22 protein-coding genes are annotated in these 26,621 nt (G+C 60.9%); all 22 read right to left on the minus strand.

The annotated features are described in order from the left end of the window. Window positions 1–141 precede the first annotated feature (141 nt). Window positions 142–2,205, minus strand: coding sequence for a ComEC/Rec2 family competence protein (locus QFX05_RS00405; RefSeq protein ID WP_279739969.1), 2,064 nt, complete (start codon window positions 2,203–2,205; stop codon window positions 142–144). Beyond that, window positions 2,205–3,347: a ComEA family DNA-binding protein gene (locus tag QFX05_RS00410; RefSeq protein WP_279739971.1), complete on the minus strand. Its 1,143-nt coding sequence runs from the start codon at window positions 3,345–3,347 to the stop codon at window positions 2,205–2,207. The genes QFX05_RS00405 and QFX05_RS00410 overlap by 1 nt, the downstream gene beginning before the upstream one ends. A 222-nt stretch (window positions 3,348–3,569) precedes the next feature. Further along, window positions 3,570–4,535 (minus strand): DNA-binding protein WhiA, encoded by a 966-nt coding sequence (gene whiA / locus QFX05_RS00415; RefSeq protein WP_279739972.1) that lies wholly within the window; start codon window positions 4,533–4,535, stop codon window positions 3,570–3,572. 109 nt (window positions 4,536–4,644) lie between these two features. Beyond that, window positions 4,645–5,697, minus strand: a complete 1,053-nt coding sequence (locus QFX05_RS00420) for a gluconeogenesis factor YvcK family protein (RefSeq protein ID WP_279739973.1) — start codon at window positions 5,695–5,697, stop codon at window positions 4,645–4,647. Window positions 5,698–5,805: 108 nt separating this feature from the next. After that, window positions 5,806–6,720, minus strand: coding sequence for an RNase adapter RapZ (rapZ, locus tag QFX05_RS00425; protein WP_279739975.1), 915 nt, complete (start codon window positions 6,718–6,720; stop codon window positions 5,806–5,808). Between the two features lie 332 nt (window positions 6,721–7,052). Further along, entirely contained in the window at window positions 7,053–8,477 is a 1,425-nt protein-coding gene (locus tag QFX05_RS00430; protein ID WP_279739977.1) for a bifunctional phosphopantothenoylcysteine decarboxylase/phosphopantothenate synthase, read from the minus strand. A gap of 31 nt (window positions 8,478–8,508) precedes the next feature. After that, window positions 8,509–8,967 carry a DNA-directed RNA polymerase subunit omega gene (rpoZ, locus tag QFX05_RS00435; protein ID WP_279739979.1) on the minus strand — a complete coding sequence of 153 codons (459 nt, stop codon included), beginning with the start codon at window positions 8,965–8,967 and terminating at the stop codon, window positions 8,509–8,511. A 267-nt stretch (window positions 8,968–9,234) separates the two neighbouring features. Continuing rightward, window positions 9,235–9,792, minus strand: coding sequence for a guanylate kinase (gene gmk / locus QFX05_RS00440; protein WP_279739981.1), 558 nt, complete (start codon window positions 9,790–9,792; stop codon window positions 9,235–9,237). Window positions 9,793–9,833: 41 nt separating this feature from the next. Then, window positions 9,834–10,214: an integration host factor, actinobacterial type gene (mihF, locus tag QFX05_RS00445; RefSeq protein WP_279789061.1), complete on the minus strand. Its 381-nt coding sequence runs from the start codon at window positions 10,212–10,214 to the stop codon at window positions 9,834–9,836. 439 nt (window positions 10,215–10,653) lie between these two features. After that, on the minus strand, window positions 10,654–11,511 hold the full coding sequence (gene pyrF / locus QFX05_RS00450) for an orotidine-5'-phosphate decarboxylase (protein ID WP_279739985.1): 858 nt from the start codon (window positions 11,509–11,511) through the stop codon (window positions 10,654–10,656). Beyond that, window positions 11,511–14,831: a carbamoyl-phosphate synthase large subunit gene (gene carB, locus QFX05_RS00455; RefSeq protein ID WP_279739987.1), complete on the minus strand. Its 3,321-nt coding sequence runs from the start codon at window positions 14,829–14,831 to the stop codon at window positions 11,511–11,513. Before carB ends, pyrF begins: the two co-directional genes overlap by 1 nt. Next, entirely contained in the window at window positions 14,832–16,019 is a 1,188-nt protein-coding gene (carA, locus tag QFX05_RS00460; protein ID WP_279739989.1) for a glutamine-hydrolyzing carbamoyl-phosphate synthase small subunit, read from the minus strand. Between the two features lie 143 nt (window positions 16,020–16,162). Continuing rightward, window positions 16,163–16,702: a PH-like domain-containing protein gene (locus QFX05_RS00465; protein WP_279739991.1), complete on the minus strand. Its 540-nt coding sequence runs from the start codon at window positions 16,700–16,702 to the stop codon at window positions 16,163–16,165. Window positions 16,703–16,919: 217 nt separating this feature from the next. After that, window positions 16,920–18,221 (minus strand): dihydroorotase, encoded by a 1,302-nt coding sequence (locus QFX05_RS00470; RefSeq protein ID WP_219101372.1) that lies wholly within the window; start codon window positions 18,219–18,221, stop codon window positions 16,920–16,922. Between the two features lie 30 nt (window positions 18,222–18,251). Beyond that, window positions 18,252–19,253 (minus strand): aspartate carbamoyltransferase catalytic subunit, encoded by a 1,002-nt coding sequence (locus tag QFX05_RS00475; RefSeq protein ID WP_279739995.1) that lies wholly within the window; start codon window positions 19,251–19,253, stop codon window positions 18,252–18,254. Continuing rightward, window positions 19,250–19,918, minus strand: coding sequence for a bifunctional pyr operon transcriptional regulator/uracil phosphoribosyltransferase PyrR (pyrR, locus tag QFX05_RS00480; protein ID WP_279739997.1), 669 nt, complete (start codon window positions 19,916–19,918; stop codon window positions 19,250–19,252). The genes QFX05_RS00475 and pyrR overlap by 4 nt, the downstream gene beginning before the upstream one ends. Window positions 19,919–20,359: 441 nt before the next feature. Then, entirely contained in the window at window positions 20,360–20,770 is a 411-nt protein-coding gene (nusB, locus tag QFX05_RS00485; RefSeq protein ID WP_005505934.1) for a transcription antitermination factor NusB, read from the minus strand. Next, window positions 20,770–21,333: an elongation factor P gene (gene efp, locus QFX05_RS00490; RefSeq protein ID WP_279740000.1), complete on the minus strand. Its 564-nt coding sequence runs from the start codon at window positions 21,331–21,333 to the stop codon at window positions 20,770–20,772. The genes nusB and efp overlap by 1 nt, the downstream gene beginning before the upstream one ends. Before the next feature lie 226 nt (window positions 21,334–21,559). Next, window positions 21,560–22,690 (minus strand): 3-dehydroquinate synthase, encoded by a 1,131-nt coding sequence (gene aroB / locus QFX05_RS00495; RefSeq protein WP_279740002.1) that lies wholly within the window; start codon window positions 22,688–22,690, stop codon window positions 21,560–21,562. Between the two features lie 25 nt (window positions 22,691–22,715). Next, the gene (locus tag QFX05_RS00500; RefSeq protein WP_279740004.1) at window positions 22,716–24,215 is read right to left on the minus strand and encodes a shikimate kinase; all 1,500 of its coding nucleotides are present in this window, start codon (window positions 24,213–24,215) and stop codon (window positions 22,716–22,718) included. Next, a complete protein-coding gene (aroC, locus tag QFX05_RS00505; RefSeq protein ID WP_279740006.1) occupies window positions 24,215–25,432 on the minus strand; it encodes a chorismate synthase in 1,218 nt (405 codons plus the stop codon). The genes QFX05_RS00500 and aroC overlap by 1 nt, the downstream gene beginning before the upstream one ends. Before the next feature lie 119 nt (window positions 25,433–25,551). Beyond that, on the minus strand, window positions 25,552–26,487 hold the full coding sequence (locus QFX05_RS00510; RefSeq protein WP_279740007.1) for a shikimate dehydrogenase: 936 nt from the start codon (window positions 26,485–26,487) through the stop codon (window positions 25,552–25,554). Between the last annotated feature and the right edge of the window lie 134 nt (window positions 26,488–26,621).

A 26,621-nucleotide genomic window follows, 5' to 3' on the forward strand; every position in this document is an offset into this window, starting at 1 on the left:
CCCCGCTGCACACGGGGGCGCTGCGCGGGTAGAGTCTCGAGTATCCATCATAGCGTTTTCTTCTCAGTTGCCTCCTAGCGTTGGTTAGGGTTAGCCGGTCAGGGCGAATTAGGCAGGGTTAGTTGATTAGGAACGGGCGGGCTAATGGGTGTGCTGATAGGAGGGCGCGGTGTGCGGTACCACCCGCAAATACTGCCGGTGCGTGACCGCGCGGTAGCGGCGTGCATCCACCCACCAGAGGGCAATGCTCAACACCAGCACGCAAAGGGCGCTACACACCACCGCGGGAACGCTCGAACCGGGCTCCCACGGGTTACCCGGCGCGTGCGCGGCAGTGTGTGCCGCCCATTCGATGCCCCGCGCCGCAAGGCCACCGGCACGAAGACACAGATCCGACAGGGCGGGCAGACCCAGAAGCATGAATCCGAGCGCCACCAACCCGGCGAGCATACTCAGCGGCGCCAAAGGAGCGGCAATCAGGTTCGCCGGAACCGAGTAGAGCGGCACCTTACCGCTCATCGCCAAAATCAGCGGAGTACACCACAGGGACGCCACAATCGGCGCGGCGAGCATTTCCGCGCAGAACACCGGCATGAGGCGCATGAGCAGGCGAATCAGCGGGGGGCCCAGCAGAATCAGCGCGGAGGTTGCCGTCACCGACAGGGCGAACCCCATATCCACGGCGAGGTGCGGGGCAGCAAGCAGACATATCAGCACCGTTGTTTGAAGCGCCGCCAAGGACTGGCGACCCGAACCGCGCAGCATCGCGTAAGCACCGAGCAGACCCATGGCGAGGGAACGAATCACGGACCCCTCAGAATCCAGCAGCATGGCGTAGGCGAGTACTGCCGCAACTCCGCACAGCACCATGACGCGGTGCGGAATGGTGAGAGTACTCAGCCGATGTACGAGCGGCGGCAGGGCGTGGGCGTTTGGCGGGGTAGCTTGTTGAAGCTGGGCGGGTCGTTGAGGGTGCGCCGGTTGTTGAGGGTATCCAGGGTGCCGGGGGTACGCGGAGCGGCGAGAATGACCCGTGCCTCTCCCCCGTAACCGCTGTATCCAGGACCGAAGCAGCAGGTATGCGCTGGCGAAGCGGTACGGGTGAGTCGCCAACACCAGCCGGTACGCGCCCAGAAATACGATGGCAATATTCGCCCCGGACACCGCCGTAATATGGCTGAGCCCGCTGAGCTTATACTCCTCCCGCGTGGTGGAACTCATCAGAGAATCGTCCCCGTAGGCGGTGCCCAAAACCAGCGCCGCCGATTCCGTGCCAAGGGTATCTAAAGCGCGGATGCGCAGCTGCTCCTTGAGCGTGGACAGGTACGGCTCCTCCATAGTCCGGGCGACAGTGTTCGACCCGGCACCGTAGGCGGGCGCGGGAAAAATAGTCGCGCCGCTCAGCTTCGCCGTGGGGCCGTTAAACTCCACCGTGCCGAGGGCGGTCACCCTCATACCCGGATAAATCGCCTGCGAGCGCGCGGTACCGCTCCCCCGGTACCTAGCCGACGAGCTCACCTCTGCGCTCGTCACCGAACTTGCCTCCAGACGCTGCGCGGTGTTCTTTGCCGAACCATCACGCCGATACACACGCACCCGCTCATTCACCAGCGCACGCACGCTCCGCCCCTGAATGTCCTCCAGCTTAATAACCACCAGAGTAGTGCGTGGATCCACGCGGCGAACCTGCTCCACCGTGCCATTCAGACGAAGCGATGCCCCCTGCGCCTGCTGCAACGTGGCGCGGGATGCATCTACCCCCGTAGCGCACAAAAGCACTGCTTGAACAGTCACAATACACGCCAGAAAAACCAGCTGACCGGTCGTGCGAAAGAGCAAGCTGTAGGGCATCACCGCACGAGGCGGAAAGAAAAGCAGAATCGCCAGGCAACCCAGCAGGGCAATGAGCACACACGCTAGCGGATGCACCACCCGCCACGTGCCTACGGTCAGCGCCAGCGCGGTAAAAGCCCACAGTGCCAGCACCGTAAAACTCAGGCGAAAGTCCAGGTGAATGAGGCTTCCCTGGGCGCGTAGCTCCTGTTCGTCGCGGCGGGTACGCCACCGTTCAGCGCCGATGCTCCAGCGGTAGCGGTCACGGTCATACGTAGTAGCTGCGGACCGGGTGAGGCGCAAGGATTCGGGAAATAGTACCCGCTCCCCTGCCTGCTGGCGGTTCTGGCGACGCTTCTGCTGGCGGTACATTAGACCGTCACCAGCGGGCGCAGATTCTCCAGCATCGACGGACCAATGCCGGGCACCGCATCCAGCTCATCCACGCTACGGAAACCACCATGTGCCTCACGCCAGGCAATAATGCGCTGAGCCATCGCCGGACCAATACGCGGCAGGGTCTGCAGCTCCTCAGCGGTGGCGGTGTTAATGTTCACCTGGGTCGAGCCCTTCTGTGCGCTCCCCGAAGCGGTCAGCGTGCGTGCAGACTGGGGCTGAGTACCACCCTGAGATGCACCATTCGCCGCGTTACCCTGACCTGCATTCGCTGTGCCGCCATTGGGCTGAATCTGCGCTGGAGCAGCCGTCTCACCACGATGCGGCACATAAATCTGCACCCCATCACTCAACGCACCGGCAAGGTTCACGCGATCCAGATCAGCATCCGCGGCGGCACCGGAGGCGGCGGCAATCGCATCCACGGAACGACCCTGAGCGGGCAGTGTGTATACGCCGGGGTTGTTCACGGCACCCGCGACGTGCACCCGCACGGTAGCCTCACCGGAGGCGCCGCCCTGAGCGGATTCACTCGGGTTAGCGCCCGGCTGGGCGGTGGACTGGGCACCGGGTTGAGTTCCGGGGCTCTGCTGGGCACCCACCGCATGCGCCGACTCGGCGGTAGCACTCGGGGAGGCAAGCTGCTCGGCACGCGGCGCCGCTGAAAACTGGGTCACAGCCCACACCACGGCAACCAACGCCAACACTGCCACTAGAAGCAGCACGCGCGGCGACAAGCCCCAACGGGTACTGCGGGTGGTGCCGGGCTGATCAGCCTGCTCCCACTCCGCCCAGTCGTCCACCTCGTTCCAATCGGGCTGCTGATTCCAGTCAGCCCAGCCATTCGACTCTGGGCCGGATGCCGCGGGCTCGGCAGGTGTTTCTTCGGCAGGTACCTCCGCCGGTGTTACCTCAGCGGCAATAGCCAGCGGCACGGTGTCCTCGGCATCCGGCGCACCGTTCTTACGGGCGCGCGGGCTGCGGTAGAGACTGTTCATCAGGGATCGGGCGCTACGCTGTGTGCCGCCCTGCTGAGTTGTGCCGCCCTGCTGGGCTGCACTATCCTGCACAGTGTTCTGTGCCGCATTCTGGTCGGGGTTGGGGGTCATGCTCGTCATACCCCTACCCTAGGCTCACGCGCACGAACGCACGAGGGCATGCAAAGAACCTGTGGATAACTCCCCTCGCACAACGCGAAAGGAGCCATCCACAGGCTCATTTTTGAAAAATATGCGGTTTTTGTTCAAAAGCAGCGGGTTATGGTTTGTCACAAAAACCGTCACATACACCTCAGCCACACGAGCTTCCCGCACCGTTTAAGACCAGGATCTAGCCCTTGCTTAGTCCTCGCGCGGAAGCTCAGTACCCGGAACACCCAGCTCCGAAGCACGCTTATCAGCCATCACCAGCAGGCGACGAATACGGCCCGCAATCGCGTCCTTCGTCATCGGCGGATCAGCCAGACGACCCAGCTCATCCAATGAGGCGTGCTTATGCAGCACACGCAGCTCACCGGCATAGCGCAGATGATCCGGCACCTCATGACCCAGAATCAGCAGGGCACGCTCCACGCGGGCGCTCGCTGCAACAGCCGCCTGAGCGCTACGGCGCAGGTTCGCATCATCAAAATTCGCCAAACGGTTAGCGGTCGCACGAACCTCCTTGCGGGTGCGCGCCTCACGCCACGTGGTCAGAGTACCGGTCGCGCCCATACGCTCCAGCAGCTGCGAAATGGTCTCGCCGTCACGCACCACCACACGGTCGGTGCCGCGCACCTCGCGTGCCTTCGCAATAATATCCAGGCGACGAGCCGCACCCACCAGCGCAAGCGCCGCCTCCGGGCCGGGGCAGGTAATCTCAAGGGAGGAAGAACGACCCGGCTCAGTCAGCGAACCATGCGCCAAGAACGCACCGCGCATAACCGCCTCAGCATCCTGCAGCGAGCCGTTCACCACAGCCGGCGGCAGGCCACGCACCGGGCGGCCACGCAAATCCAGCAGACCGGTCTGGCGAGCCAGCGCCTCTCCGCCGTGATCCACACGCACAATGTAGCGGCCGCCTCGACGCAGACCACCACCGCTGACGCCGGTCAGCTCAGAGTCATGGCCGTAAATCTCCGCAATGGTGCGGCGCATGCGGTGGGCTGTTGCCTCGTGGTCGACCTCAGACTCCACCACGATTCGCCCTGAGACAATGTGCAGGCCTCCGGTAAAACGCAGAATCGTAGAGATTTCTGCCTTACGAGCAGAGACTTTCGTTGCCTCGTAGTTGGCGAGTTCGTCCTTGACGAGCGTGGTTAATGCCATGAACAGATCCTTCTGGGCGTAGTGTCTAAGTCTAAAAAATCAGGAGAAGGGCGCACCAAAATAGCCAGCTCAAGCAGTACACCTGAGCTGCACATCCAAGCCAGTCAATCTAAGAGCTCAGCTCAAACGCTTCGTTATACGCAGCCGCAAGCTTGAGCGGGTCGTGCACGTTCGGCTGGGAGCTCGAACGCAGATGCGCCCACACAACCTTCGCACCCATCGCAGAAGCCTCACGCTCCAGCTCGGACTGGTGATTAGCCTGCATGTCAGCGTCAGCAATCACCGCGTCCAGGTGAAGCTTCGGGGCGTACTGGCGCAACAATTCCAGATGCGTTGCCGGGGTAAAGCCGACCGTCTCCCTATCGTCGGAGAGGTTCATAACCACGCAACGGCGTGCCTCCGTGCGGATAATCGCCTCACGCTGAGCGTCCAGCAGCAGATGCGGCAGAACCGACGTACGCCACGAACCCGGACCCAAAACAATCCAGTCGGATTCTTCAATAGCGGAGAGTGCCTCTGGGCAGGGGCGAGCATTCTCCGGGGTCAGACCAATATCGTGAACGCGTTCCTCCTTCGAGAGGTTCACCTGGCCGACCACCTTCACACGCTCGATACCGCCACCGTTATACTCACGCAACACGGTCCCGTAAATGATCATCGGATCCAGCGCCATCGGCAGCACGCGGCCGCGCGCATTCAGTAGAGCACCCGCCCAGTCCAGACCGGCGACCGGGTCATCCAACAGTTGCCAGAGAGTAGCAATCAGCAGGTTACCGAGAGCATGGTAATCCAGCGGGAACTCATCCTCATAACCCTCCGGCGCGCTAAAACGATGCTGCATCACATCACGCCACGTGCGACCCCAATCGGTGTCATCACACAGCGCAGAAAGCGCCATACGCAAGTCCCCGGGAGGGAGAATACCCATCTCCTCACGCAAACGACCCGACGAGCCGCCATCGTCAGCAACCGTCACAACGGCCGTTAAATCAGGCGTGACGTGGCGAAGCGCAGAAAGGGAACCGTACAGTCCGTGGCCTCCGCCCATCGCAGTGACCTTAGGCGAACGGTGCGTGGTCTTCAACAGGCGCAGAGCCTGAGTCGGCAGAGTCGGCAGGCGCGGAATACCCTGAGTGTCATAACTGGTCGAATGGGTGGACATAGTAATACCTCATATACCCGGAAGGAATGGTATGCCGGCCCCACGGGTGCGGGGCCGGACGGCGGCTAATGAATTACGACGCGGTGGTTGGGACGCGCCGTGCGGAACTTACTCGCGGCCCTTGTCACGGTGCTGAACATTCACGTTCAGCTCACCGAAAGCAGAGAGACGACGAGCCAGTTCTTCCGTCACAGCCACGGAACGATGCTTACCACCGGTGCAACCAATTGCGATGGTGGCGTAGTACTTACCCTCACGGCGGTAGCCCTCAAGTACGGGGCGAAGAGCCGCAAGATAGTTGCTGATGAACTCCTCGGTACCGGCGTGCTCCAGCACGTAGTCGCGCACCGGGGCGTCCTGACCAGTCAGGGGGCGCAGCTCCGGAACCCAGTGCGGGTTCGGGATGAAACGCATATCAGCCATGTAGTTAGCATCCGAAGGCGCACCGTACTTGAAGCCGAAGCTCATCACGGTCAGGTTCAGCTTCTTATCTGCACCCTCAGCAAACATTTCACGCACAGTACGAGCCAGCTCGTGAACGTTCATGCCGGTGGTGTCAATGGTACGGTCAGATGCAAGACGCAGACCCTCAAAGAGCGTGCGCTCAGCACGGATGCCGTCGAGGACGCGACCCTCACCCTGCAACGGGTGCGGGCGGCGCTGAGCCTCATAACGGGCAATAATGGTCTCGTCCTTGGCATCAAGGAAGAGCATGGAGAAATCAATATCTGACTTGCGCAAAGTCTCAATTGCAGCGGGCAAATCAGAGAACAAGGCGCGGGCGCGAACGTCAATACCGAGCGCCACCTTTGGCACTCGTGCACCGTCGCGGGTCACCAGTTCAGCCAGGGAACCGAGCATCTGCGGGGGGATGTTATCAATGACGTACCAGCCCTCATCCTCCAGTACATTTGCGACAGTGCTACGGCCTGCACCAGAAATACCAGTAATGACCAGAATCTGAGGACGTTCCTCGCTCTGGACGGGCTGTACCGTAGTGGGCTTGCTCTGATTTTCGGACATGGTTCTTCGTCCCCTTCAACGCGAAATTGTCTCTATGCTATGATACTAGACCTTTATCTGACGGTTCGGGGGTACGGTCAGAAATTTCACCAGTATGACAGAAATATGAGGCGCTCTCCCGACAGAACCCCAGAAGAAAGAAACCCGCATCACAAGTGCTTGCGCATAATGCTCTACAAGGGGGTCTGCAGAAAGAGACGGGTAGCAGAGTCAAAGGGTACAGCGGAGCCACGGAGGGTACAGCAAAGCCCGCACTATACCTCCCACAGGGGGCACCGCACGGGCTCTACACTATAGACGCTGCGAAACTTTACGCGGATGCGCAGGTCGCCTCAGGCAGAAAGCTCAGGTAGGAAAGCTGCCACATGCTCCACTAGACGCACCGACAGTTCCTTCTTCGAACCGGAGAACACCGGCACCTCATCATTCAGAGTCGACAGCAGCGTAATCGCATTATCGTCCGTGCCGAAACCACGATTCACGCCCACTGTATTAACCGCCAAGAAGTCCGTACCCTTACGCTGTAGCTTCTCACGACCCAGCTCCAACGGAGTCTTCTCCGCCGAACCGGTCTCCGCTGCAAAACCAACAATGAGCTTCGGACCGGGGGTGCTCTCCCCCGCCTCACGAGCCTGCTGGCGGCGAACCACGACCTCACGCAAAATATCCGGGTTACGCACCAACTGAATCACCGGCGCATCCTCAGAATCGGCGCTCTTCTTAATTTTGAACTCGGCAAATTCGGCGGGCCTAAAATCAGCCACCGCCGCAGACATGATCAGCACATCCGCCGCCGCGCTCGCCTCAAGGGTCGCCTCACGCAGCTCCAGGGCACTCACCACGCGGGTCACCTGTACACCTTCGGGTGCGGGAACCTCAAGGTTCGCGCCAATCAGGTGCACGGTCGCGCCCAGGTCGCGTGCCGCCTCCGCCAGGGCTACGCCCTGCTTGCCAGTCGAACGGTTGCCGAGGAAGCGTACCGGGTCCAGCGCCTCACGGGTGCCGCCGGCGGTAATGACCACGAGGCGACCTGCCAGAGGACCATGCAGCGATTCAGATGCGCCAGTTGCCTGACCCGAATCAGCCTGACCAGGTTCAAACTGACCCAGCAGCACCGAAGTCAGGGTCGCCGCACGTGTCGCCGCCATACGCTCCTGCTCCGTACTCGTGTACAGGGGCTCAGTCGGCGCGTAACCGGGCGTGTACACCGGGTGCACCTGACCCTTCGGGAAGCGAGCAATCACATCCAGCGCGACTGCGAAAATATCCTCCGGCTCAGGCATACGACCGGGACCAGAATCCGGGCCCGTCAAACGCCCAATCGCAGGCTCAATCACGTGATAACCCCACGCACGCAGAGTCTGTACATTTGCCTGAGTCGCCGGATGCTCCCACATCTGGGTATGCATCGCGGGTGCCAAAATCACCGGGGCGTGCGTGGTCAACACCGTAGAGGACAACAAATCATCCGCACGACCAGCCGCCAAACGAGCCAGCAAATCAGCGGTCGCCGGGGCAATCACCACAGCGTCAGCCTGTTCAGCCTGACGCACGTGGTTCACCTCCGGCACACGGTCAAACACGTCCGTTGAGACGGGGTTGCCGCTCAGCGCCTCCAGAGTCGGAACACCCACGAACTTCGTCGCGTTCGGGGTGGGCATGGCGATAACTTCGTCGCCATTCTTCACAAAAAGACGAAGGAGCATCGCCGCCTTATACGCAGCAATGCCCCCTCCAATACCAACGATAATGCGCATGGTACGTTATAGAATCCTTATAAAAAGCAGATTACTCAGCGGACTCGTCGAGGATAACCTCTTCGATGGCAATAACCTCTTCGCTACCTGCGGGGATGTACTCCTCCTCGATAGCGCCGGAGAACTCAGCCGCGCTGAAATCAATCACAGCGGACAGATCCTCGGGAACGGGGTAGCCGTCCTCGTCAAACTTTGCGTCCGGGTGGTGCTCCGACACAACACGGTCAGCAATGATTTCACGCATTGCCACCGACAGGGACTTCTCGTTCGACTCAGCGTCAACCAGCGGGCCAACGTGCGCAGCAGTATTGTCCTGCAGGTTAGCGTAGTACGCGTTAATCTGGCGTGCACGGCGGGCACCGAAAATCACCAGGCCGTACTTGGACTCCGCCTTCTCAATCAGCGCGTCAGCGCTGGGGCTCACGATGCCCTCGGGAGCGACGCCGTCAACGAAGTTGTAGTCCTCGTGTTCCTTGATTTCGTTTGCCACTAAAAACTCCAAATAGCTTGATGGAATGTACGTACCGAACGTCCCCACATACCGTTCGCGCCATGGCGCAAACCGGGCATACTGAGGGCACGGTCAAAACTAAAGAACTATTCTACCCTCTCAACGGCTAAAACGCACGTACCAGCCCATACAAAAAGGTGGGGGCCCGAAGAAAACTCTTCGAAACCCCCACCCTTCACAACATCTCACGGCGGAACTACAGGTCGGAAGAAATTCTAGCCTCATCGCAAACGCAAAACATGCAGATTAGGCAGCGCCAATCAACTCAGCAATCTCCTTCGCTGCACGCTCGACAGTGTCGTTGACAACCGTGATATCAAATTCCTTCTCGGCAGCCAGCTCAACCTTCGCAGTTTCAAGGCGACGAGCCTGCTCCTGCTCACTCTCGGTACCTCGACCTACCAGACGTGATACCAGCTCATCCCAGCTCGGAGGAGCCAAGAAAATCAGGCGGGCGTCAGGCATGGCCTCGCGGATCTGGCGAGCACCCTGCAGGTCAATCTCAAGAATCACCGGGTGGCCAGCGTCCAGGGCCTCCTGGACCTTAGCGCGCGGAGTACCGTACTTGTTCTTACCGTGCACCACAGCGTACTCAAGCATCTGACCGTCAGCAATCATCTGGTCAAACTCTTCCATCGAAACGAAATAGTAGTGAGTACCGTCAACCTCACCGGGTCGAGGATCACGAGTAGTAGCGGAAACAGAGAACCACACGTTCGGATAGTTCTCACGAATGTACTGGCACACCGTACCCTTGCCAACAGCAGTGGGGCCAGCCAGTACGGTGAGAGTCGGCTGAAACATAGCTTCCTTACTGCACCCTCATCGACTGAAGGCACGAGGTATTAGGACTGAGAAGACTCGGAAGACTTACCAGCAGTCTTACGACGTGCGCGGTTCAAATACCGCGAATTACGGTTGAAGTACTCCACCATCTTGCGACGCTGGTGTACACCCAGGCCGCCAAGGCGGCGAGTCGGTGCAATATGAAGTTCTTCAATGATACGTTCAGCTCGAACGGCACCAATGCCCGGAAGTGCGCGTAACATTTGCCCCACCGGCATTTTAGCCAGCGCAGGGTCGGAATCGACCATATCGAGTACCTGACGCACAGAAAGTTCACGTTCACTCAGTGCACGCTTAATTTCCTGGCGGTGTGCTCGGGCAAGTACTGCCTTCTCGCGGGCGGAGGCGCGCGCATCCTCAGTTAGCGGAGTCAGCGGCATGGTTGGGTCCCCCATTTCTGCGAGTTATAGAATTTTACCTATCAACTAATATAACACGGATAGCGTGAGAACCCTCATTCCATCCGCGGCACTCACACTCGCACCAACAATGCGTCTACGCACGTCAGCACGTAAATATCGGGGAGTACCCCTATAGCATAGCGGAGTATTCGCTCTATCAAAAGCGGAGCCACGCACACACCTCATAGAGCAGGCGTACTCCCCCACTACAGAGGTGAGCAAACTCGCATTGGCGCGAGTATGTAGCGGCAAAATATGCATCAGGATGTACAAAAAATGCGATAGAACAGCCACAATTGTAGTGCTATCGGCCCAAACCACCGGCAAGAAAAATGGGCACACAAAAGGGGCGCACACCCCGAACAGACCCTCAACAGAATCCACCCGGAGCACACGCCCCTCTCACACAACACGCAAACTATGCGCCGCGAGCCGCCAACAGGTCATTACGAGCCGCCTGCGCAGCCTGCGCCAAGCCCTCAACTGACGGGCCAGCAGCCAGCACGCCACGGCTGGAATTTACCAGCACCTGCGACTCAACGCCAGCAAACACGCGGTACAGATCAGCTGCCGAAGCACCCTGCGCACCATAACCAGGCGACAGAATCGGGCCGTTGAACACGCTCAGGTCAATACCCAAATCAACCAGCGCCTGACCAACAGTCGCACCAACGACCAGACCGCACGGGCCCATCTGCTCCCATTGGCGGGAAGCATTCTCAGCGGTAGACGCAGCGATAATACGCTTAGCCACAGCGCCCTCAGACTCCGATGCGCCCACGTGCTGAACGCTCTTACCCTCAGGGTTCGAGGTCAGCGCCAGCACAAAAGTGCCGCGATCATTCTCATCAGCCAAATCCAGTGCCGGACGCAGCGACTCAAAACCCAGATACGGGCTCAAAGTCACCGAATCGGTACCCAGCGGCGACGAGGAGCCGAGCCACGCATCCGCGTACGCCTTCATGGTCGAACCGATATCGCCACGCTTAGCGTCAGCAACAATCAGCACACCATCAGCGGCAGCGCGGGCAAATAGTGCCTCCAGCACAGCAAGGCCAGCCGAACCGTGACGCTCAAACAGCGCCACCTGAGGCTTCAACGTCGCCGCAAACGGGGCGCAACCCTCATAGACTGCCTCAGTAAAAGCAGCCAGGCCGGCAGCGGAATCCTCAAGACCCCACTGCTCCAACAGGTTCGGATGCGGGTCAATACCCACACACAGCGGGCCGCGCTCCGCCATCGCCTTCGCCAGACGATCACCAAAAGCAGCGGACATTACTCCTCGCCACCCTCGGAACGAGCATCCACAGCAGCAGCCAGCTGAACGCCGTGCTCCTGCAGGCTCATGATGTCCCAGCTGTGTTCACGCAGAGCAGTAATCGCCTGAACAGCCGCAGCGAACTCAGAAATGGTGGTCATAACCGGGCAGCCCACCGAAACCGCAGCGGCACGAATCTCGTAACCATCGCTACGAGCAGCACCACCGGCAGGGGTGTTTAGAATCAGGTCAATATCACCATTGCGGACCATGTCCACAATCGAGTGGTCGCCATTCGCCTCAGCGAACTTCGAAGCCACCAGAATCGAGTTCAGGCCGTTACGACGCAGAATCTCAGCAGTACCACCGGTCGAAACAATCTCAAAGCCCAGCGACTCCAGCATCTTCGCGTAAATAATGACATTACGCTTATCGTGGTTAGCCACCGAAATGAACACCTTACCGGAGGTCGGCAGCGGCGAACCAGCACCAGCCTGAGCCTTCGCGAATGCGGTGTCATAGTGCTTATCCAGACCCATGACTTCACCGGTCGAACGCATCTCCGGGCTCAGCAGCGAATCCACCACAACACCCTCGGGAGTGCGGAAACGAGCGAACGGCAGAACCGCAGCCTTCACAGCAATCGCGGTTTCCTCAGGCAGGGACGCACCATCCATGTTCGACGGCAGGTAGCCCTCAGCCTTCAGTTCCGCAATGCTCTTGCCCAGACCAATCAGCACAGCAGCCTTAGCCATCTGCACGCCGGTAGCCTTCGACACGAACGGAACAGTACGAGACGCACGCGGGTTCGCCTCAATCACGTACAGGTTCTCCGACACGTACGCGAACTGAATGTTAATCAGGCCGCGTACACCGGTACCGCGAGCAATCTTCTCGGTAGCGTCCTTCACCTTCGCGATGATGTCCGGGCCGAGAGTAATCGGAGGCAGAGTACAGGAGGAGTCACCCGAGTGAATACCAGCTTCCTCAATGTGCTCCATGACGCCGCCCAGGTACAGCTCCTCGCCGTCGAACAGGGCGTCAACGTCAATCTCGATAGCGTCCTCAAGGAACTTATCAATCAAAGCAGGCTGCGAAGGCGAAACCTCGGTAGCGTTCTCCAGGTAGCGTGCCAGGTTCGCCTCATCATAGACGATCTCCATGCCACGGCCGCCCAGCACGTACGAAGGACGAACCAGAACCGGGTAACCAATCTCGTCAGCGATGCGCTTAGCACCCTCGAAAGTGAACGCGGTACCGTTCTTGGGCGAAATCAGGCCGCCCTCCTCCAGCACGCGGGAGAACTCACCGCGGTCCTCAGCCAGGTCAATAGCCTCGGGGGTGGTGCCCAGAATTGGCACACCCGCATCCTTCAGTGCACGAGCCAGCTTCAGCGGAGTCTGACCGCCCAGCTGAACGAACACGCCCATTAGACCGCCGGTACGACGCTCCGACTCAACAATCTCAAGTACATCCTCAAGGGTCAGCGGCTCAAAGTACAGGCGAGTTGAAATATCGTAGTCAGTTGAAACAGTCTCAGGGTTGCAGTTGACCATGACGGTCTCGTAGCCGAGCGAACGCAGCACCAGCGAAGCGTGCACACAGGAGTAATCGAACTCAATACCCTGACCGATACGGTTCGGGCCCGAACCCAGAATCATAATCGAGGGCTTCTCGTGGTGCGTAACCTCATCCTCCAGGTCGTAGGAGGAGTAGTGGTACGGAGTGAATGCCTCAAACTCGGCAGCACAGGTGTCAACAGTCTTGAAGACCGGGCGGATACCCAGAGCGTGGCGCACACCGCGCACAACATCCTCAGAAGAGCCGATAATCTCAGCAATCTGAGCATCCGAGAAACCGTGGCGCTTAGCCAGCTTCAAGGTCTCCGGATCAAGGTGGTCACGCTTAGCGTGAACCACACCGGCAACCTCATTCAGCAGCACCAGCTGATCCAGGAACCACGGGTCAATCTTAGTAGCCTCGTGCAGCTGCTCCACGGTAGCACCAGCCAGCAGAGCCTGCTGAACCTGGTAGATACGCTGAGTGGTAGGAATCTTCGTCTTCTCAATCAGCTCAGCCAGCTCAGCCTCAGACAGGGTCAGCGGCTTGAATGAGAAGGACGCGCCCTTCTGCTCCAGCGAACGCATCGCCTTCTGCAGAGCCTCAGTGAAGTTACGGCCCAGGGCCATAGCCTCGCCAACACTCTTCATGGTGGTGGTCAGGGTCGGGTCAGCAGCCGGGAACTTCTCAAACGCGAAGCGCGGAACCTTCACGACCACGTAGTCGAGGGTCGGCTCGAAGGATGCCGGGGTCTTCTGGGTGATATCGTTCGGAATCTCATCCAGGGTGTAGCCCAGGGACAGCTTGGTCGCAATCTTCGCAATCGGGAAGCCGGTAGCCTTCGACGCGAGCGCCGAGGAACGAGACACTCGCGGGTTCATCTCAATGACGATGATGCGGCCGGTCTTCGGGTCAATCGCGAACTGGATGTTACAACCACCGGTGTCCACGCCAACCTCACGAATCACGTTGATTGCGATATCGCGCAGCTTCTGGAACTCACGGTCGGTCAGGGTCAGTGCGGGTGCCACGGTGATGGAGTCACCGGTGTGCACGCCCACGGGGTCGAAGTTTTCGATGGAGCAGACGACCACGACGTTGTCGTTAGTGTCACGCATCATCTCCAGCTCGTATTCCTTCCAGCCGAGGATGGACTCCTCCAGCAGAACCTCGCTGGTGGGCGAGTACTGAATACCGGCACCGGCAATACGGTAGAGGTCTTCCTCGTTGTACGCCATACCCGAGCCGAGACCACCCATGGTGAAGGAGGGGCGGACCACCATCGGGTAGCCCAGTTCCTTAGCGGCTTCCAACGCCTCCGGCATGGAGTGAACGATCACCGAGCGTGCAGACTCGCCGCCGGCGCGTTCCACCACGCCCTTGAATGCTTCACGGTCCTCACCGAGGTTAATCGCCTCAATGTTCGCGCCGATGAGCTCAACATTGTACTTGGCGAGCACGCCGCGCTCATCCAGGGAGATTGCCGCGTTCAGTGCGGTCTGACCACCCAGGGTCGGCAGGATTGCGTCCGGCTTTTCCTTAGCGATGATCTTCTCAATCACCTCGGGGGTGATGGGTTCAATGTAGGTGGCGTCCGCGAACTCGGGGTCGGTCATGATGGTTGCCGGGTTCGAGTTAACGAGGATGACGCGTACGCCCTCCTCCTTCAGCACGCGCAGTGCCTGAGTGCCGGAGTAGTCGAATTCCGCTGCCTGACCGATGACGATGGGGCCGGAACCGATGACGAGGACGCTATTAAGGTCAGTACGACGAGGCATTTATGCTTCCTTTGCAGTCTTGGTTGCGACCATCAGGTCGATGAAACGGTCAAAGAGGTAGGCGGAATCGTGCGGGCCAGCAGCAGCCTCGGGGTGGTACTGCACGGAGAAGGCGGGGATATCCTTACAGGTCAGGCCCTCAACCACGTTGTCGTTCAGACCCACGTGGGAGACCCTGACCTGACCGAACTCGGCGTTCGGTGCGGTCACGTAGTCGCCAATCGGCGCGTCCACAGCGAAGCCGTGGTTCTGCGCGGTGATTTCAACCTTGCCGGTGGTTTTATCCATGACCGGCTGGTTGATGCCGCGGTGACCGAAGGGCAGCTTGTAGGTGCCGAAGCCCAGCGCACGGCCCAGTAGCTGGTTACCGAAGCAGATACCGAAGAACGGGGTGCCCTTACGCAGCACGCCCTGCAGCAGCTCAACCTGCTCGTCAGCGGTTGCCGGGTCACCGGGGCCGTTGGAGAAGAACACTCCGTCGGGGTTGTGGGAGTAGATGTCCTCGAGGGTTGCGCTTGCGGGCAGCACGTGCACGCGCACGCCACGCTCAGCGAAACGCTGCGGGGTCATCGACTTAATGCCCAGGTCCAGGGCTACGACGGTTGCAACCGGGGGCGCGAACCAGTTGAACTGGTGCGGCTCAACGGTGTAGGCGGTATCAACCGAAACGGAGTCAGCGAGCTTACGGCCGGCCATCGGTTCGGAGGCGCGCACCTCCTCCAGCAGTTCAGCTTCAGAGCGTTCTGCGTACTCACCGGAGAACACGCCAGCACGCATCGAACCGCTCGAACGCAGACGGCGGGTCAGAGCGCGAGTGTCAATGCCCTGAATACCGATGATGCCCTGCTCGATGAGCTCTTCGTCGAGGGTGCGCTCAGAACGCCAGTTGGATGCCACACGTGCGGCATCGCGAACCACGTAGCCAGCAACCCAAATCTTGCGGGATTCGGCGTCGGTGGTGTTCACGCCGGTGTTGCCAATATGCGGAGCGGTCTGAACCACAATCTGACCCGCGTAGGAGGGGTCGGTCAGGGTTTCCTGGTAGCCGGTCATGCCGGTCGAGAAAACCGCCTCGCCCAGGGACGCGCCGGTTGCGCCGTAGCCATAGCCGCGGTAGACGGTGCCGTCCTCCAGGACGAGCAGCGCGCGGTCCGTACGCAGGGCGCCGGATCGTGTCATGTCAGTCATGCTCTTCTTCCTTTTCTCTGGTGTTCTCCCCCGCTTCCTGTGCGGCCTCTACCGTGCAGGTTCCGGGGTAGTCTATGGTGCCTTCGGCGGGTTGTTCCCCTGCCGCTAGGCCAAATCTATACGTTTCGCGGTTTGTCCGGGGGTTAGGCTTCCGGTTCTGCCGCCCACTTCTCGGGCGCATCTACCGCGTTCGGGGCGATGCGGCGTAGCTCCTGCAGTACCGCCTGCTTATCCTCGGCGTAGCGGGTGCGGAAGCCAGTCTGCACGCGGTGACCGTCCAGGGTCCAACCAATCACAACCAGGCCGTTCTTCTCCACAACCTTGCCTGCCATACCGCGGTCGGTGGTGATGACTGCGAGCTTCTTCGCTGGAATCCACAGGTCCTTCGCGCCGTTACGGGTGAAGATGATGCTGTCCGGATAAATCAGCAGGGTGGACTTGCTCTTGAAGCCGAGCGAATCGAACCCCACGCGGTCCAGCCAGTTACCGAATATCGTGGTGCTGACGTACTCGCCCTCGAAAGCAGCGTCAGCGGTCATGCCCTCGTAGCGTTCGGGAACTTCCTTGAGGGAGCCGAACATGTTCGCCTGGCGTGCCAGGCGCGAGCGCCATCCATGCCACATGCCGTAGATGCATAGCGCAACCAGGGCGATGCAGATGATGGCGGTCAGGAACTTTCCCACGAAGGTTCTCTCTTTCGGTTGGGTCTCGGTCGATTGTCTCGGCCTGGGTTGATAGGGAGGGGTGTTTTTGCGCTGGTGGTTCCGGTCGTGTTTCGGGGAGGTTTCTCCCCCGCTACTAGCCGTTACTAGCTCCCACGAGGCTGTATTCCTCGCGAGGCGGTGGCAGGCGTGAACCTACCACCGCCAGGCACGGTTACTTCGTGGTTCGCCTCGCGGGTTAGCGGCGCGGGGTTGCCAGCTCGCCATTCAGCACGGTCGGGTGGCCGGCGTAGAAGGTTGCACGGATCGAGCCGGGCACCTCCATACCGCGGTAGGGGTTGTTCTTACCCTTGGTTGCCTGCTCCTCCGGCTTGATCACGCGAGTTGCCTTCGGGTCAACCAGCACAATATTTGCCGGTTCACCTTCGGCCAGCGGGCGGCCCTGCTCATGGTCCAGGCGACCAATCTTCGCGGGCTCCTCGGAGAGAATGCGTGCCACATCGCGCCAGGTAATCATGCCGGTGTCAACCAGAGTCATCTGGATGATGGACAGTGCCTGCTCCAGACCGGTCATACCGTTCGCGGCACACGCCCACTCGCACTCCTTGGTCTCTGCCGGGTGCGGTGCGTGGTCGGTACCAATCACGTCGATGATGCCGTCAGCAACAGCCTGACGCAGCGCCATGACGTCCTCTTCGGTGCGCAACGGCGGGTTCACCTTGAAGACCGGGTCGTAGGTGCGTGCGGTCTCGTCGGTGAGAAGCAGGTGGTGCGGGGTTGCCTCCGCGGTCACCTTCACGCCGCGGGACTTAGCCCAGCGCACAACCTCAATGGAACCCTTGGTGGACAGGTGACAGATGTGCAGCTTGGAGTCCAGGTGCTCAGCCAGCAGCACGTCGCGGGCAATGATTGCCTCTTCAGCGACGGCGGGCCAGCCGGTCAGACCCAGGTCAGCGGACACCTTACCTTCATTCATCTGGGCGCCTTCAGTCAGGCGCGGCTCCTGCGCATGCTGCGCAATGACGCCGTCGAAGGTCTTGACATATTCGAGGGCGCGGCGCATCACGGCAGGGTCGTACACGCACATGCCGTCGTCGGAGAACACACGCACGTTCGCGGTGGAGTTCGCCATACCGCCAATATCGGAGAGACGCTCACCCTTCAGGCCCACGGTCACTGCGCCGATGGGCTGCACGCGGCACCATGCGGATTCCTTGCCGAGGCGGTCAACCTGTTCAACCACTGCGGCGGTGTCTGCCACGGGCATGGAGTTTGCCATGGCAAACACTGCGGTGTACCCGCCCAGGGCTGCTGCGCGGGTACCGGTCTCGACGGTTTCGGATGCCTCGTAGCCGGGCTGACGCAGGTGGGTGTGGATATCAACCAGGCCGGGCAGTGCCACCTGGCCTGCCGCCTCGACAACCTGTGCGTCTGCGGCGTCGATGTTCTCTGCGATGCGGCTAATCACGCCGTCCTCGATGAGGATGTCGGCGACCTTTTCGCCGTAGAGGCTTGCGCCCTTGATCAGGTACTTGCTCATGGTGTTGGTTCCTCTCGTTAGGAAGGTCGTTTAGGATTCGTCGCCGGCGTAGAGTTTGGCGCTGGAGCCGTCGGTTAGAAGCAGGTAGAGCACCGCCATGCGTAGCGCCACGCCGTTGCTGACCTGGCGCAGGACCCAGGAGTTGGTGGCGTCGGCGGCTTCGGAGCAGATCTCCAGGCCGCGGTTCATGGGGCCCGGGTGCAGGATTGCGACCGGCTGCGGCTGCCCCTGCAGGGTTGCGAAGCGTTCGGCGGTCAGGCCCCACAGTTCGGTGTACTCCTCTGCGGAGGGGAAGTACGCGGCGTTCATGCGTTCCTTCTGGATGCGCAGCAGCATGACGGCATCGGGGTTGGTGGCGATGGCTTCGTCGAGGTCGTGGAAGATTTCTACGCCGGCTTCTTCAACCCAGGAGGCAGTATTCAGCGGCAGCAGGGTCGGCGGTGCGACGAAGACGACCTGCGCACCGAGGGTGGTCAGCAGCCAGAGGTTGGATCGTGCCACGCGCGAGTGCAGAATGTCGCCGACGATGAGCACGCGCATACCGGACAGGTCGGTGCCGCGGGGGCTATCGAGGCCGTCGCGTTCTGCCTTGTACTGGCGCAGGGATACGGCGTCGAGCAGTGCCTGGGTGGGGTGCGCATGGGTGCCGTCGCCCGCGTTGAGCACGGGGATATCAGTCCAGCCTGCCTCGGCGAGGCGCTGCGGTGCGCCGGATGCCGAGTGGCGGATCACGAAAGCATCCGCGGCAATCGCCTTGAGAGTCTGCGCCGTGTCCTTGAGCGACTCGCCCTTAGATATGGAGGAGCCAGAAGCAGAGAAGTTCGTGACGGCTGCACCCAGGCGCTTCTCCGCGGCTTCGAAGGAGAGGCGGGTACGGGTGGAGTCCTCAAAGAAGAGGTTGACGACGGTCTTTCCGTTGAGTACGTTCAGGGTGCGGTTTTCGGCTTTGACCTGCGCCATGTAGTCGGCGACGTCAAGGATTTCGATGGCTTCTTCGCGGGTTAGTTCGCGGGTGTCGAGCAGATGCTTCATGAGAGCCCTCCCAGCTGGATAATATCGACTCGGTCTGTTGCGTTGTCAGTTTCGGTCAGTACGACGCGCACCGTTTCGCTGGCGCTGGTGGGCAGGTTTTTGCCCACGTGGTCGGCGCGGATGGGTAGTTGCCGGTGTCCGCGGTCTACGAGGACTGCCAGGCGTACGAGGGCGGGTCGCCCGTGGGCGTTGAGTGCGTCGAGGGCGGCGCGTACGGTGCGGCCGGAGTAGAGGACGTCGTCAACGAGGACTACGGTTTTGCCTTCAATGCCGATGGTGGGCATGATGCTTTCCCCTGCGGTGTCTGGGGAGGTGGTGCCGCCGGTGGGTTGGTCGTCGCGGTAGGCGGTGATGTCCAGGGCGCCGATTCGTGTTTCTGCGTTGAAGTTCGGCTCGATGGCTTGGATGCGGGCGGCGAGTCGTACAGCGAGGGGCACGCCGCGGGAGCGGATGCCGATGAGTACGAGATTTTCTACGCCTTTATTGGTTTCAATAATTTCGTAGGCGATGCGGGTGAGGGCGCGGCGGATTTCGTCCTCGCTGAGGATCGTGCGGCCGACGGTGGTCGCGTCCTCGGAGGTGCTTTGAGGGGTTGCCGAATGGGGGGCAGCGGTTAGATTTCGCCCCTGATTCGCGCCGGATGTGGGTACAGTTGACCCAGGCATAGCCGTCTCCTTCCCCGCCTCACGGGACGGATTTAAAGGTTTTGTGCTTCTAGTAGGGTACCACAGTTCACAGGCTACGTTCAGGTTCGGCGAGAGACCGCTCACGGCGGGGACGGAGCTGGTATGGAGCGGGGCAGGCTCCATCCTCGAGGCGCCTATGTTGTTTATAACTAGGGGGCTGCAGAGGGGGCACTCCCCCGCCCGCGTTGTCCGGTGAAGCCTCAACTGTTGCTAACAAACCCTGCGAGCGCATCCGCCCCCAATACGGAACCCCACGCAGAACTGCACCAACCAAGCGCAACCTAGACACAGAAAACCCCCGCCGTCCTGTAGCGAACTACAGTACAGCGGGGGTTTCACGTACGCTCCCCTGCGGGTGCATCCTCAACGGCGGCAAGCCAACCAGCCATAAGAGCCAGCGGCAGGCCGCGGCGGGATGTCTTACGCGAGCAGGGTCGGCTTCACCTGACGGAGCTTATCCAGCAGACCGTTCACGAACTTCGGAGATTCATTCGTGGACAGCACACGCGCCAGACCGACAGCCTCAGAAATTGCGACAGCATCCGGAACTTCGTCATTGTACAGAAGCTCCCAAGTGCCAATACGTAGCACGGCACGGTCGACGGCGGGCATACGCTCGAAGGACCAGTCACGGGCGTAAGTCTCCACAAACTCGCGGATTTCTTCATCGTGGTCGCGGACGCCACGAATGATTTCCTCAGAGTAAGCAGAAATCTGCGCTACCGTGTACAGTCGGCGGCGGCGGAGTACCTCAATATAATCTTCGTTGCGCTGATCCGCCTCGAAGAGCACTTCGAGGGCGCGCAATCGGGCTTTAGTACGCGAATTCATTAGTCGTTCACGCGACCGAGGTACTCACCGGTGCGGGTGTCAACCTTGACCTTGGTGCCGGTCTCCAGGAACAGGGGAACCTGGATCTCGTAGCCGGTCTCAACGGTTGCGGGCTTGGTGCCGCCGGTGGAGCGGTCACCCTGCAGGCCGGGCTCGGTGTAGGTGATTTCGAGGACCACGGATGCGGGCAGCTCAATGTACAGGGGGGTGCCCTCGTTCAGCGCGATGGTTGCGGTCTGGGACTCGAGCATGTAGTTTGCTGCGTCGCCAACAACGGTTGCGGGAACATTGATCTGGTCGTAGGTCTTCATGTCCATGAAGACGTAGTCGTCGCCGTCCTGGTACAGGTACTGGTAGTCGGAGCGGTCAACGGTTGCGGTTTCAATCTTAGCGCCAGCGTTGAAGGTACGATCGACGACCTTGCCGGAGGTAACGTTGCGCAGCTTGGTGCGGACGAATGCGCCACCCTTACCGGGCTTAACGTGCTGGAACTCTACGACGGACCAGAGGTTGCCGTCAATCTTCAGGACGGCGCCGTTCTTAATATCGGTAGTGGATGCCATGGGGCTCTCCTTCGTGTCATCGACGCTCACGCCGTAGTGGTACCCGGCGCGGCGCTAAGTTTTCAATAAGCAAAAATATGTCCAGTACATTCTACAGGATGCGCACGAATTTGCCTAGCAGGGGCACCACAGATGCTGTGGCACCCCGCCCTGTTGCCACATGCTGACTGTCATATGTTGGCAGTCGTGTGGCGGGTGCGTGGCGGTGACTGTACGGGACTCAGGCCTACTCGGAGATAATCTCCTGGTAGGTCATGTACAGGATTGAGTCGTCCGGCACCTCGTAGACGCGCGGGTGAGCCAAACCGTCAAGAATGATGAAGCGCAGCAGGTTGCCGCGTGCCTTCTTGTCGCGGCGCATTGCTTCGAGCAGCTGGGGCCAGGCGTCTGCCTTGTAGGAGGTGGGCAGGCCCAGGGATTCGAGGATGCGGCGGGTGCGTGCCACGAGTTCTTCGTCGGCGTGGCCGGTTGCCAGCGCCAGTTCGGCGGCGTAGACCATGCCGACGGACACTGCCGCGCCGTGACGCCACTGGTAGCGTTCGTTACGTTCAATGGCGTGGGCGAGGGTGTGGCCGTAGTTCAGGATTTCGCGGCGGCCGGATTCGCGCAGGTCCTCGGAGACGACCTCAGCCTTCACACGCACGCTACGCTCAATGAGTTCACGCATGATGGCGGACTGCGAGTCACGCACGGCGTTCGGATTCGCCTCAATCAGGTCGAGGATTTCGGGGTCTGCGATGAAGCCGCACTTGACGATCTCACCCATGCCGGTCAGCAGCTCGTTCTCGGGCAGGGTGCGCAGGGTGCCGATCTCGCAGAGTACCGCGGCGGGCGGCCAGAACGCGCCGACCAGGTTCTTACCCTCGGCAGTGTTGATGCCGGTCTTACCGCCCACGGCAGCGTCCACCATGCCGAGCAGGGTGGTCGGAATGTGAATAACGCGCACGCCGCGCAGCCAGGTTGCCGCCACGAAGCCGGCAACGTCGGTAATAGCGCCGCCACCCACGGAGATGATTGCGTCGGTGCGGGTGAAGTCGTTCTGGCCGAGCACCTGCCAGCAGAATGCCGCCACCTGGTAGTGCTTCGCCTCCTCAGCATCCGGGATTTCGGCGCTGAAAGATTCGTATCCCATGGCACGTAGGTCTTCCATGACCAGCTCACCGGTAGAACGCAGGGCACGCGGGTGAATCACGAGCACCTTCTTGGTGCGGTTGCCCAGAATTTCGGGAATCTTACCGAGCAGGTTGTGGCCAATGAGAACCTCATAGTTCTCACGCGGGGAGCTGCCGGTCACCAGGATGCGGGTAATATCTTCCGCGCCGGAGGCACCGAAAGTGGGGGCGGGCTGAGTGCTCATCATGTGTCCTTTCACAGGTGAGGGGTTATGCTTGGGGGTGCTGCGCTCGGGAAGTACGGATTGCGGTCACGTACGCCTGGATTTCTGCAGTCATCTCGGTGATGGGGCGGCCGCCTCGTGCGTCCAGGGTGAAGTGCGCCAGCTCTTCGTATCGGCTGCGGCGACGCTCAAAAATTTCGGTCCACCGCTCCACCGGGTTCGGCTGCAGCAGCGGGCGGGTCTTGCTGCCGGTAATGCGCGGGGTGACGGTGTCAGCATCAACGAGGATGTACACCACGCATTCGTCCTTGAGCAGCTCCGCAACCGAATCGGTCATGGGTGCGCCACCGCCCAGGGAGAACACCGTATTGCGGTACACCGGCGAGGTGAGGACCTCTTCGATGGTTTTGCGTTCGAGCTCGCGGAAGTGCGTCTCACCGAAAATCTCGAAGATTTCGGAGACTTCGCCGTAGCGTTCCACGATGAGCTGGTCGGCGTCGAGGAACTCGTAGCCGTAAAAACGCGCCAGGTGCGTACCAATATAGGTCTTACCTGCCGCCATGGGGCCGATGAGCACGATGGGGCGGGCGCGTTCCGCGAAGTTCTCGTGCATTTCACGCACCTGTTGCGGGTGTATGCGAGCGCCGCCGGCAGACTCGTCTTCTGCGAGCACTTCTGCGTGGGTTTCTTCCGGCGCGCCCAGTTCTTCCGACGCTGCAATATCTGCAGGTGCCGCAGATTCAGCGGAAGTTGCGGGCAGTTCGAAAGCTTCGAGGGGATTCTCCCCTGGTTGACTCTCTGCTTCCGCGGCGGGTACTGCGGGTGCGGCAAGCTGAACCTTGCCGAACAGCGCCGGAGTCGGACGAACCGGCTTGGCCGGTTCAGCCGCGGGCACAGCTACGGGAGTTGCGGATGCGGCTATGGGGGCTACGGGGGCAGACTGCGGTTCAGTCTTCTGCACGGGAGCGGTAGCGCTCTCCCCCGCCGCCTCTGCAGGCTGTACCTGCTTTACAGGTGCCGGCTTGGGCGCGGCAGGTTTAGGTGCAGCCGGCTTCGGAGCTGCAGGCTTGGACACAGGCGGCTTAGGTGATTCCGCCTTCGCGGGCTCCTTGCGGGGCTCCTCTTCGTCGGTGCCCATGCCCTGCAGGGCGCTGAGCAGCTTCAGGCGCAGGTCCTCGCCCAGACCGAGTGCCGGGTCAGCATCCTCAGACACCGAGGAAGCGTACAGGCGCACACCCTGCGTGCTCGCCATAGTAGCGGCAGGCACGGGGCGGGTACCAGAATGCATCAGGTCAGCCGGGGTGGGCACGCGAAAGGCCGGACGGGAGGAATCCTCACACTCAACAGCCTGCTCAGCCGTGGCAGATACGGATTCCGATACACCAGATTCCGGGCGCGGCGAAGCGCCCCCTCGCGCACGCTGCGTTGCCGCAGCAATACGCGCGAGGGGGCTCGAAGCGACCGGGCGGACACTCTGTTCCACAGAAACCGCCCCGGAACCACAACCGTTCACGCCGCTGCCCTCAGACTCCGCAGGAAGGGGCACTACGCGTCCCAACCAGCCACGTTAGACTCCCAAGCCAGAGACGCCGGAATAGCGTCCAGATAGGAATCCATGTTGCGGCGAGTCTCACCCATGGAGTCGCCACCAAACTTCTCCAGTGCCGCCTCAGCGAGCACTAGGGCGACCATAGCCTCCGCCACCACGCCAGCGGCGGGAACAGCACACACGTCCGAACGCTGGTGGTGGGCGCGGGCCTCTTCACCGGTGGACGTGTCAATGGTCTTCAGGGCCTTCGGCACGGTCGCAATGGGCTTCATTGCCGCGCGCACACGCAGCAGGTCACCGATGCTCATACCACCCTCAATACCACCTGCACGGTTGGTATCGCGGGTGACGCCATTTTCGCCAATGGAAATCTCGTCGTGAGCTGCAGTGCCCGGGCGGTCAGCGGTCGCGAAACCGTCGCCAACCTCAACGCCCTTAATGGCCTGAATACCCATCAGAGCCGCGGCAAGGCGCGCGTCCAAGCGGCGGTCCCAGTGCACGTACGAACCCAGTCCGGGAGGCATACCGTACGCGAGCACTTCAACCACACCGCCGAGAGTCTCACCGTCCTTGTGCGCCTCATCCACGCGGTGAACCATCGCGTCGGAGGTTGCCTTGTCGAAGCAGCGCAGCGGGTCAGCGTCCAGCTCCTCAACGTTGCGGGGCGAAGGTACCGGGGCACCCTCAGGAGCTTGCACGCCACCCACAGCTACGGTGTGAGAAACCAGCTCAACACCCAGAGCCTTCAAAATCTGTGCGGCAACCACGCCAAGAGCTACGCGGGTCGCAGTCTCACGCGCGGAGGCGCGCTCCAGCACCGGGCGAGCTTCAGAGAAGTTGTACTTCTGCATACCCGCAAAATCGGCATGACCGGGGCGCGGACGAGTCAGCGCAGCGTTACGCGCACGACCCTCAATCAGCTTCGGATCCACCGGGTCGGAGCTCATCACGTCAGTCCACTTGGGCCACTCGGTGTTCGCAATCTCAATCGCGACCGGGCCGCCCTGAGTCAGGCCGTGACGCACACCGCCCAGGATGCGCACGCGGTCCTCCTCGAACTTCATGCGGGCACCGCGGCCGTAGCCGAGGCGGCGGCGAGCCAGGGCGTCACGCACCATGTCGCTGGTGAGTTCCACACCGGCGGGTACGCCCTCAATAATGCCGACGAGCGCCTCGCCGTGGGATTCTCCGGCAGTGAGCCAACGCAGGGCCATAGGTTAACCTCTTTTCATCGCACCCGCACCGCAGCGCAGGAGGAAGGAATAATAATTCTTCACGTGTATAAATAGTGTATAAAATGCCTGTTTACTGAGCGAGTGAAAGCACGCTTTTTTCACGAAACGGAAGCACGAGGCGCAAGATCAACCGCCGCACACATCGCATTCACCAAGCCCAGCAGCTCACCCTCAGACAGGGTGCGGTCAGTAAAAATCAGAACCTGCTCCACCGCCTGATACAGCAGCATCTCCAGGCCAGAAACCACCGTACCGCCGTTCGCCTCCCAGGCGCTCGCCAGCACCGAAGGCCACGGGTTATACGCAACATCGAGCAGTACCGGCCGGTGCGTCGCGGAGGCACCTTTCAACCCGCTCAGCCAGCTCGCCCACTCATCCGCCGCATGAGCAGGAAGAGTAGACACCACCGGGTGATGACCGCGCTCAGCAAGATTCTGCGGCAAATCAGCCAACGTAATCTGTTCCAGCTGAACGCCCAGGCGGCCCGCCGCCTCCTGCACACTACCGAGCTTATGCAACGAACGGGCGTACACGCTCACGCGGCGGTACCCCAGCGCGTGCAGCGCCGCCAAAGCAGAAATAGCGGTCGCTCCCCCACCCACAATCGCGGCAGAATCCTTGAGCGGTTCCGGTTCCAAACCGGCGTGGCGCAGCGCGTTCACAATGCCAATGACGTCCGTATTATGCCCCAGAATCTTCTCACCACGCGGATACACCGTATTCACCGCACCGGTCACCTGCGCCATCTCGCTAATCTCATCGCAATACTGGATGACCGCGGTCTTCAACGGCATCGTCACCGACAGACCTGCAATATACGGAGCATCCTCCATACCGTCCGGGTGTCGCACACCGTGCATCATCGCCGGCAAATCATCAGGCAAAGTATCGCGGCGCTCATACCCCAAATTCTGCTCACCCAAAAAGTTATACGCCGCACGATGCAACGCGGGTGACAGGGAATGGGAAATCGGGTGCCCCAGCACGTAGGCACGGCGAAGATACGGGGCTTCACGGTACGGCTCAGTCTTCATCGGTACTCTCTCGCTCTCAACGCTGGGGAATGCTCTCAACGCTTGGGGCTTTGCGGACACGCACGCCACGAACCCACGTTCATAGGCGCACTCTACCCATTTTAAGGGACAAACCACTATTCGGGTACAGCCCA

The sequence above is a fragment of the Rothia similimucilaginosa genome (assembly GCF_029850875.1).
Lineage (GTDB): Bacteria > Actinomycetota > Actinomycetes > Actinomycetales > Micrococcaceae > Rothia.

Coding starts and splice junctions, on each gene's coding strand:
- QFX05_RS00405 (WP_279739969.1), bottom strand. CDS start 2,205: ATGTACCGCCAGCAGAAGCGTCGCCAGAACCGCCAGCAGGCAGGGGAG.
- QFX05_RS00410 (WP_279739971.1), bottom strand. CDS start 3,347: ATGACGAGCATGACCCCCAACCCCGACCAGAATGCGGCACAGAACACT.
- whiA (WP_279739972.1), bottom strand. CDS start 4,535: ATGGCATTAACCACGCTCGTCAAGGACGAACTCGCCAACTACGAGGCA.
- QFX05_RS00420 (WP_279739973.1), bottom strand. CDS start 5,697: ATGTCCACCCATTCGACCAGTTATGACACTCAGGGTATTCCGCGCCTG.
- rapZ (WP_279739975.1), bottom strand. CDS start 6,720: ATGTCCGAAAATCAGAGCAAGCCCACTACGGTACAGCCCGTCCAGAGC.
- QFX05_RS00430 (WP_279739977.1), bottom strand. CDS start 8,477: ATGCGCATTATCGTTGGTATTGGAGGGGGCATTGCTGCGTATAAGGCG.
- gmk (WP_279739981.1), bottom strand. CDS start 9,792: ATGTTTCAGCCGACTCTCACCGTACTGGCTGGCCCCACTGCTGTTGGC.
- mihF (WP_279789061.1), bottom strand. CDS start 10,214: ATGCCGCTGACTCCGCTAACTGAGGATGCGCGCGCCTCCGCCCGCGAG.
- pyrF (WP_279739985.1), bottom strand. CDS start 11,511: ATGTCCGCTGCTTTTGGTGATCGTCTGGCGAAGGCGATGGCGGAGCGC.
- carB (WP_279739987.1), bottom strand. CDS start 14,831: ATGCCTCGTCGTACTGACCTTAATAGCGTCCTCGTCATCGGTTCCGGC.
- carA (WP_279739989.1), bottom strand. CDS start 16,019: ATGACTGACATGACACGATCCGGCGCCCTGCGTACGGACCGCGCGCTG.
- QFX05_RS00470 (WP_219101372.1), bottom strand. CDS start 18,221: ATGAGCAAGTACCTGATCAAGGGCGCAAGCCTCTACGGCGAAAAGGTC.
- QFX05_RS00475 (WP_279739995.1), bottom strand. CDS start 19,253: ATGAAGCATCTGCTCGACACCCGCGAACTAACCCGCGAAGAAGCCATC.
- pyrR (WP_279739997.1), bottom strand. CDS start 19,918: ATGCCTGGGTCAACTGTACCCACATCCGGCGCGAATCAGGGGCGAAAT.
- nusB (WP_005505934.1), bottom strand. CDS start 20,770: ATGAATTCGCGTACTAAAGCCCGATTGCGCGCCCTCGAAGTGCTCTTC.
- efp (WP_279740000.1), bottom strand. CDS start 21,333: ATGGCATCCACTACCGATATTAAGAACGGCGCCGTCCTGAAGATTGAC.
- aroB (WP_279740002.1), bottom strand. CDS start 22,690: ATGAGCACTCAGCCCGCCCCCACTTTCGGTGCCTCCGGCGCGGAAGAT.
- aroC (WP_279740006.1), bottom strand. CDS start 25,432: ATGGCCCTGCGTTGGCTCACTGCCGGAGAATCCCACGGCGAGGCGCTC.
- QFX05_RS00510 (WP_279740007.1), bottom strand. CDS start 26,487: ATGAAGACTGAGCCGTACCGTGAAGCCCCGTATCTTCGCCGTGCCTAC.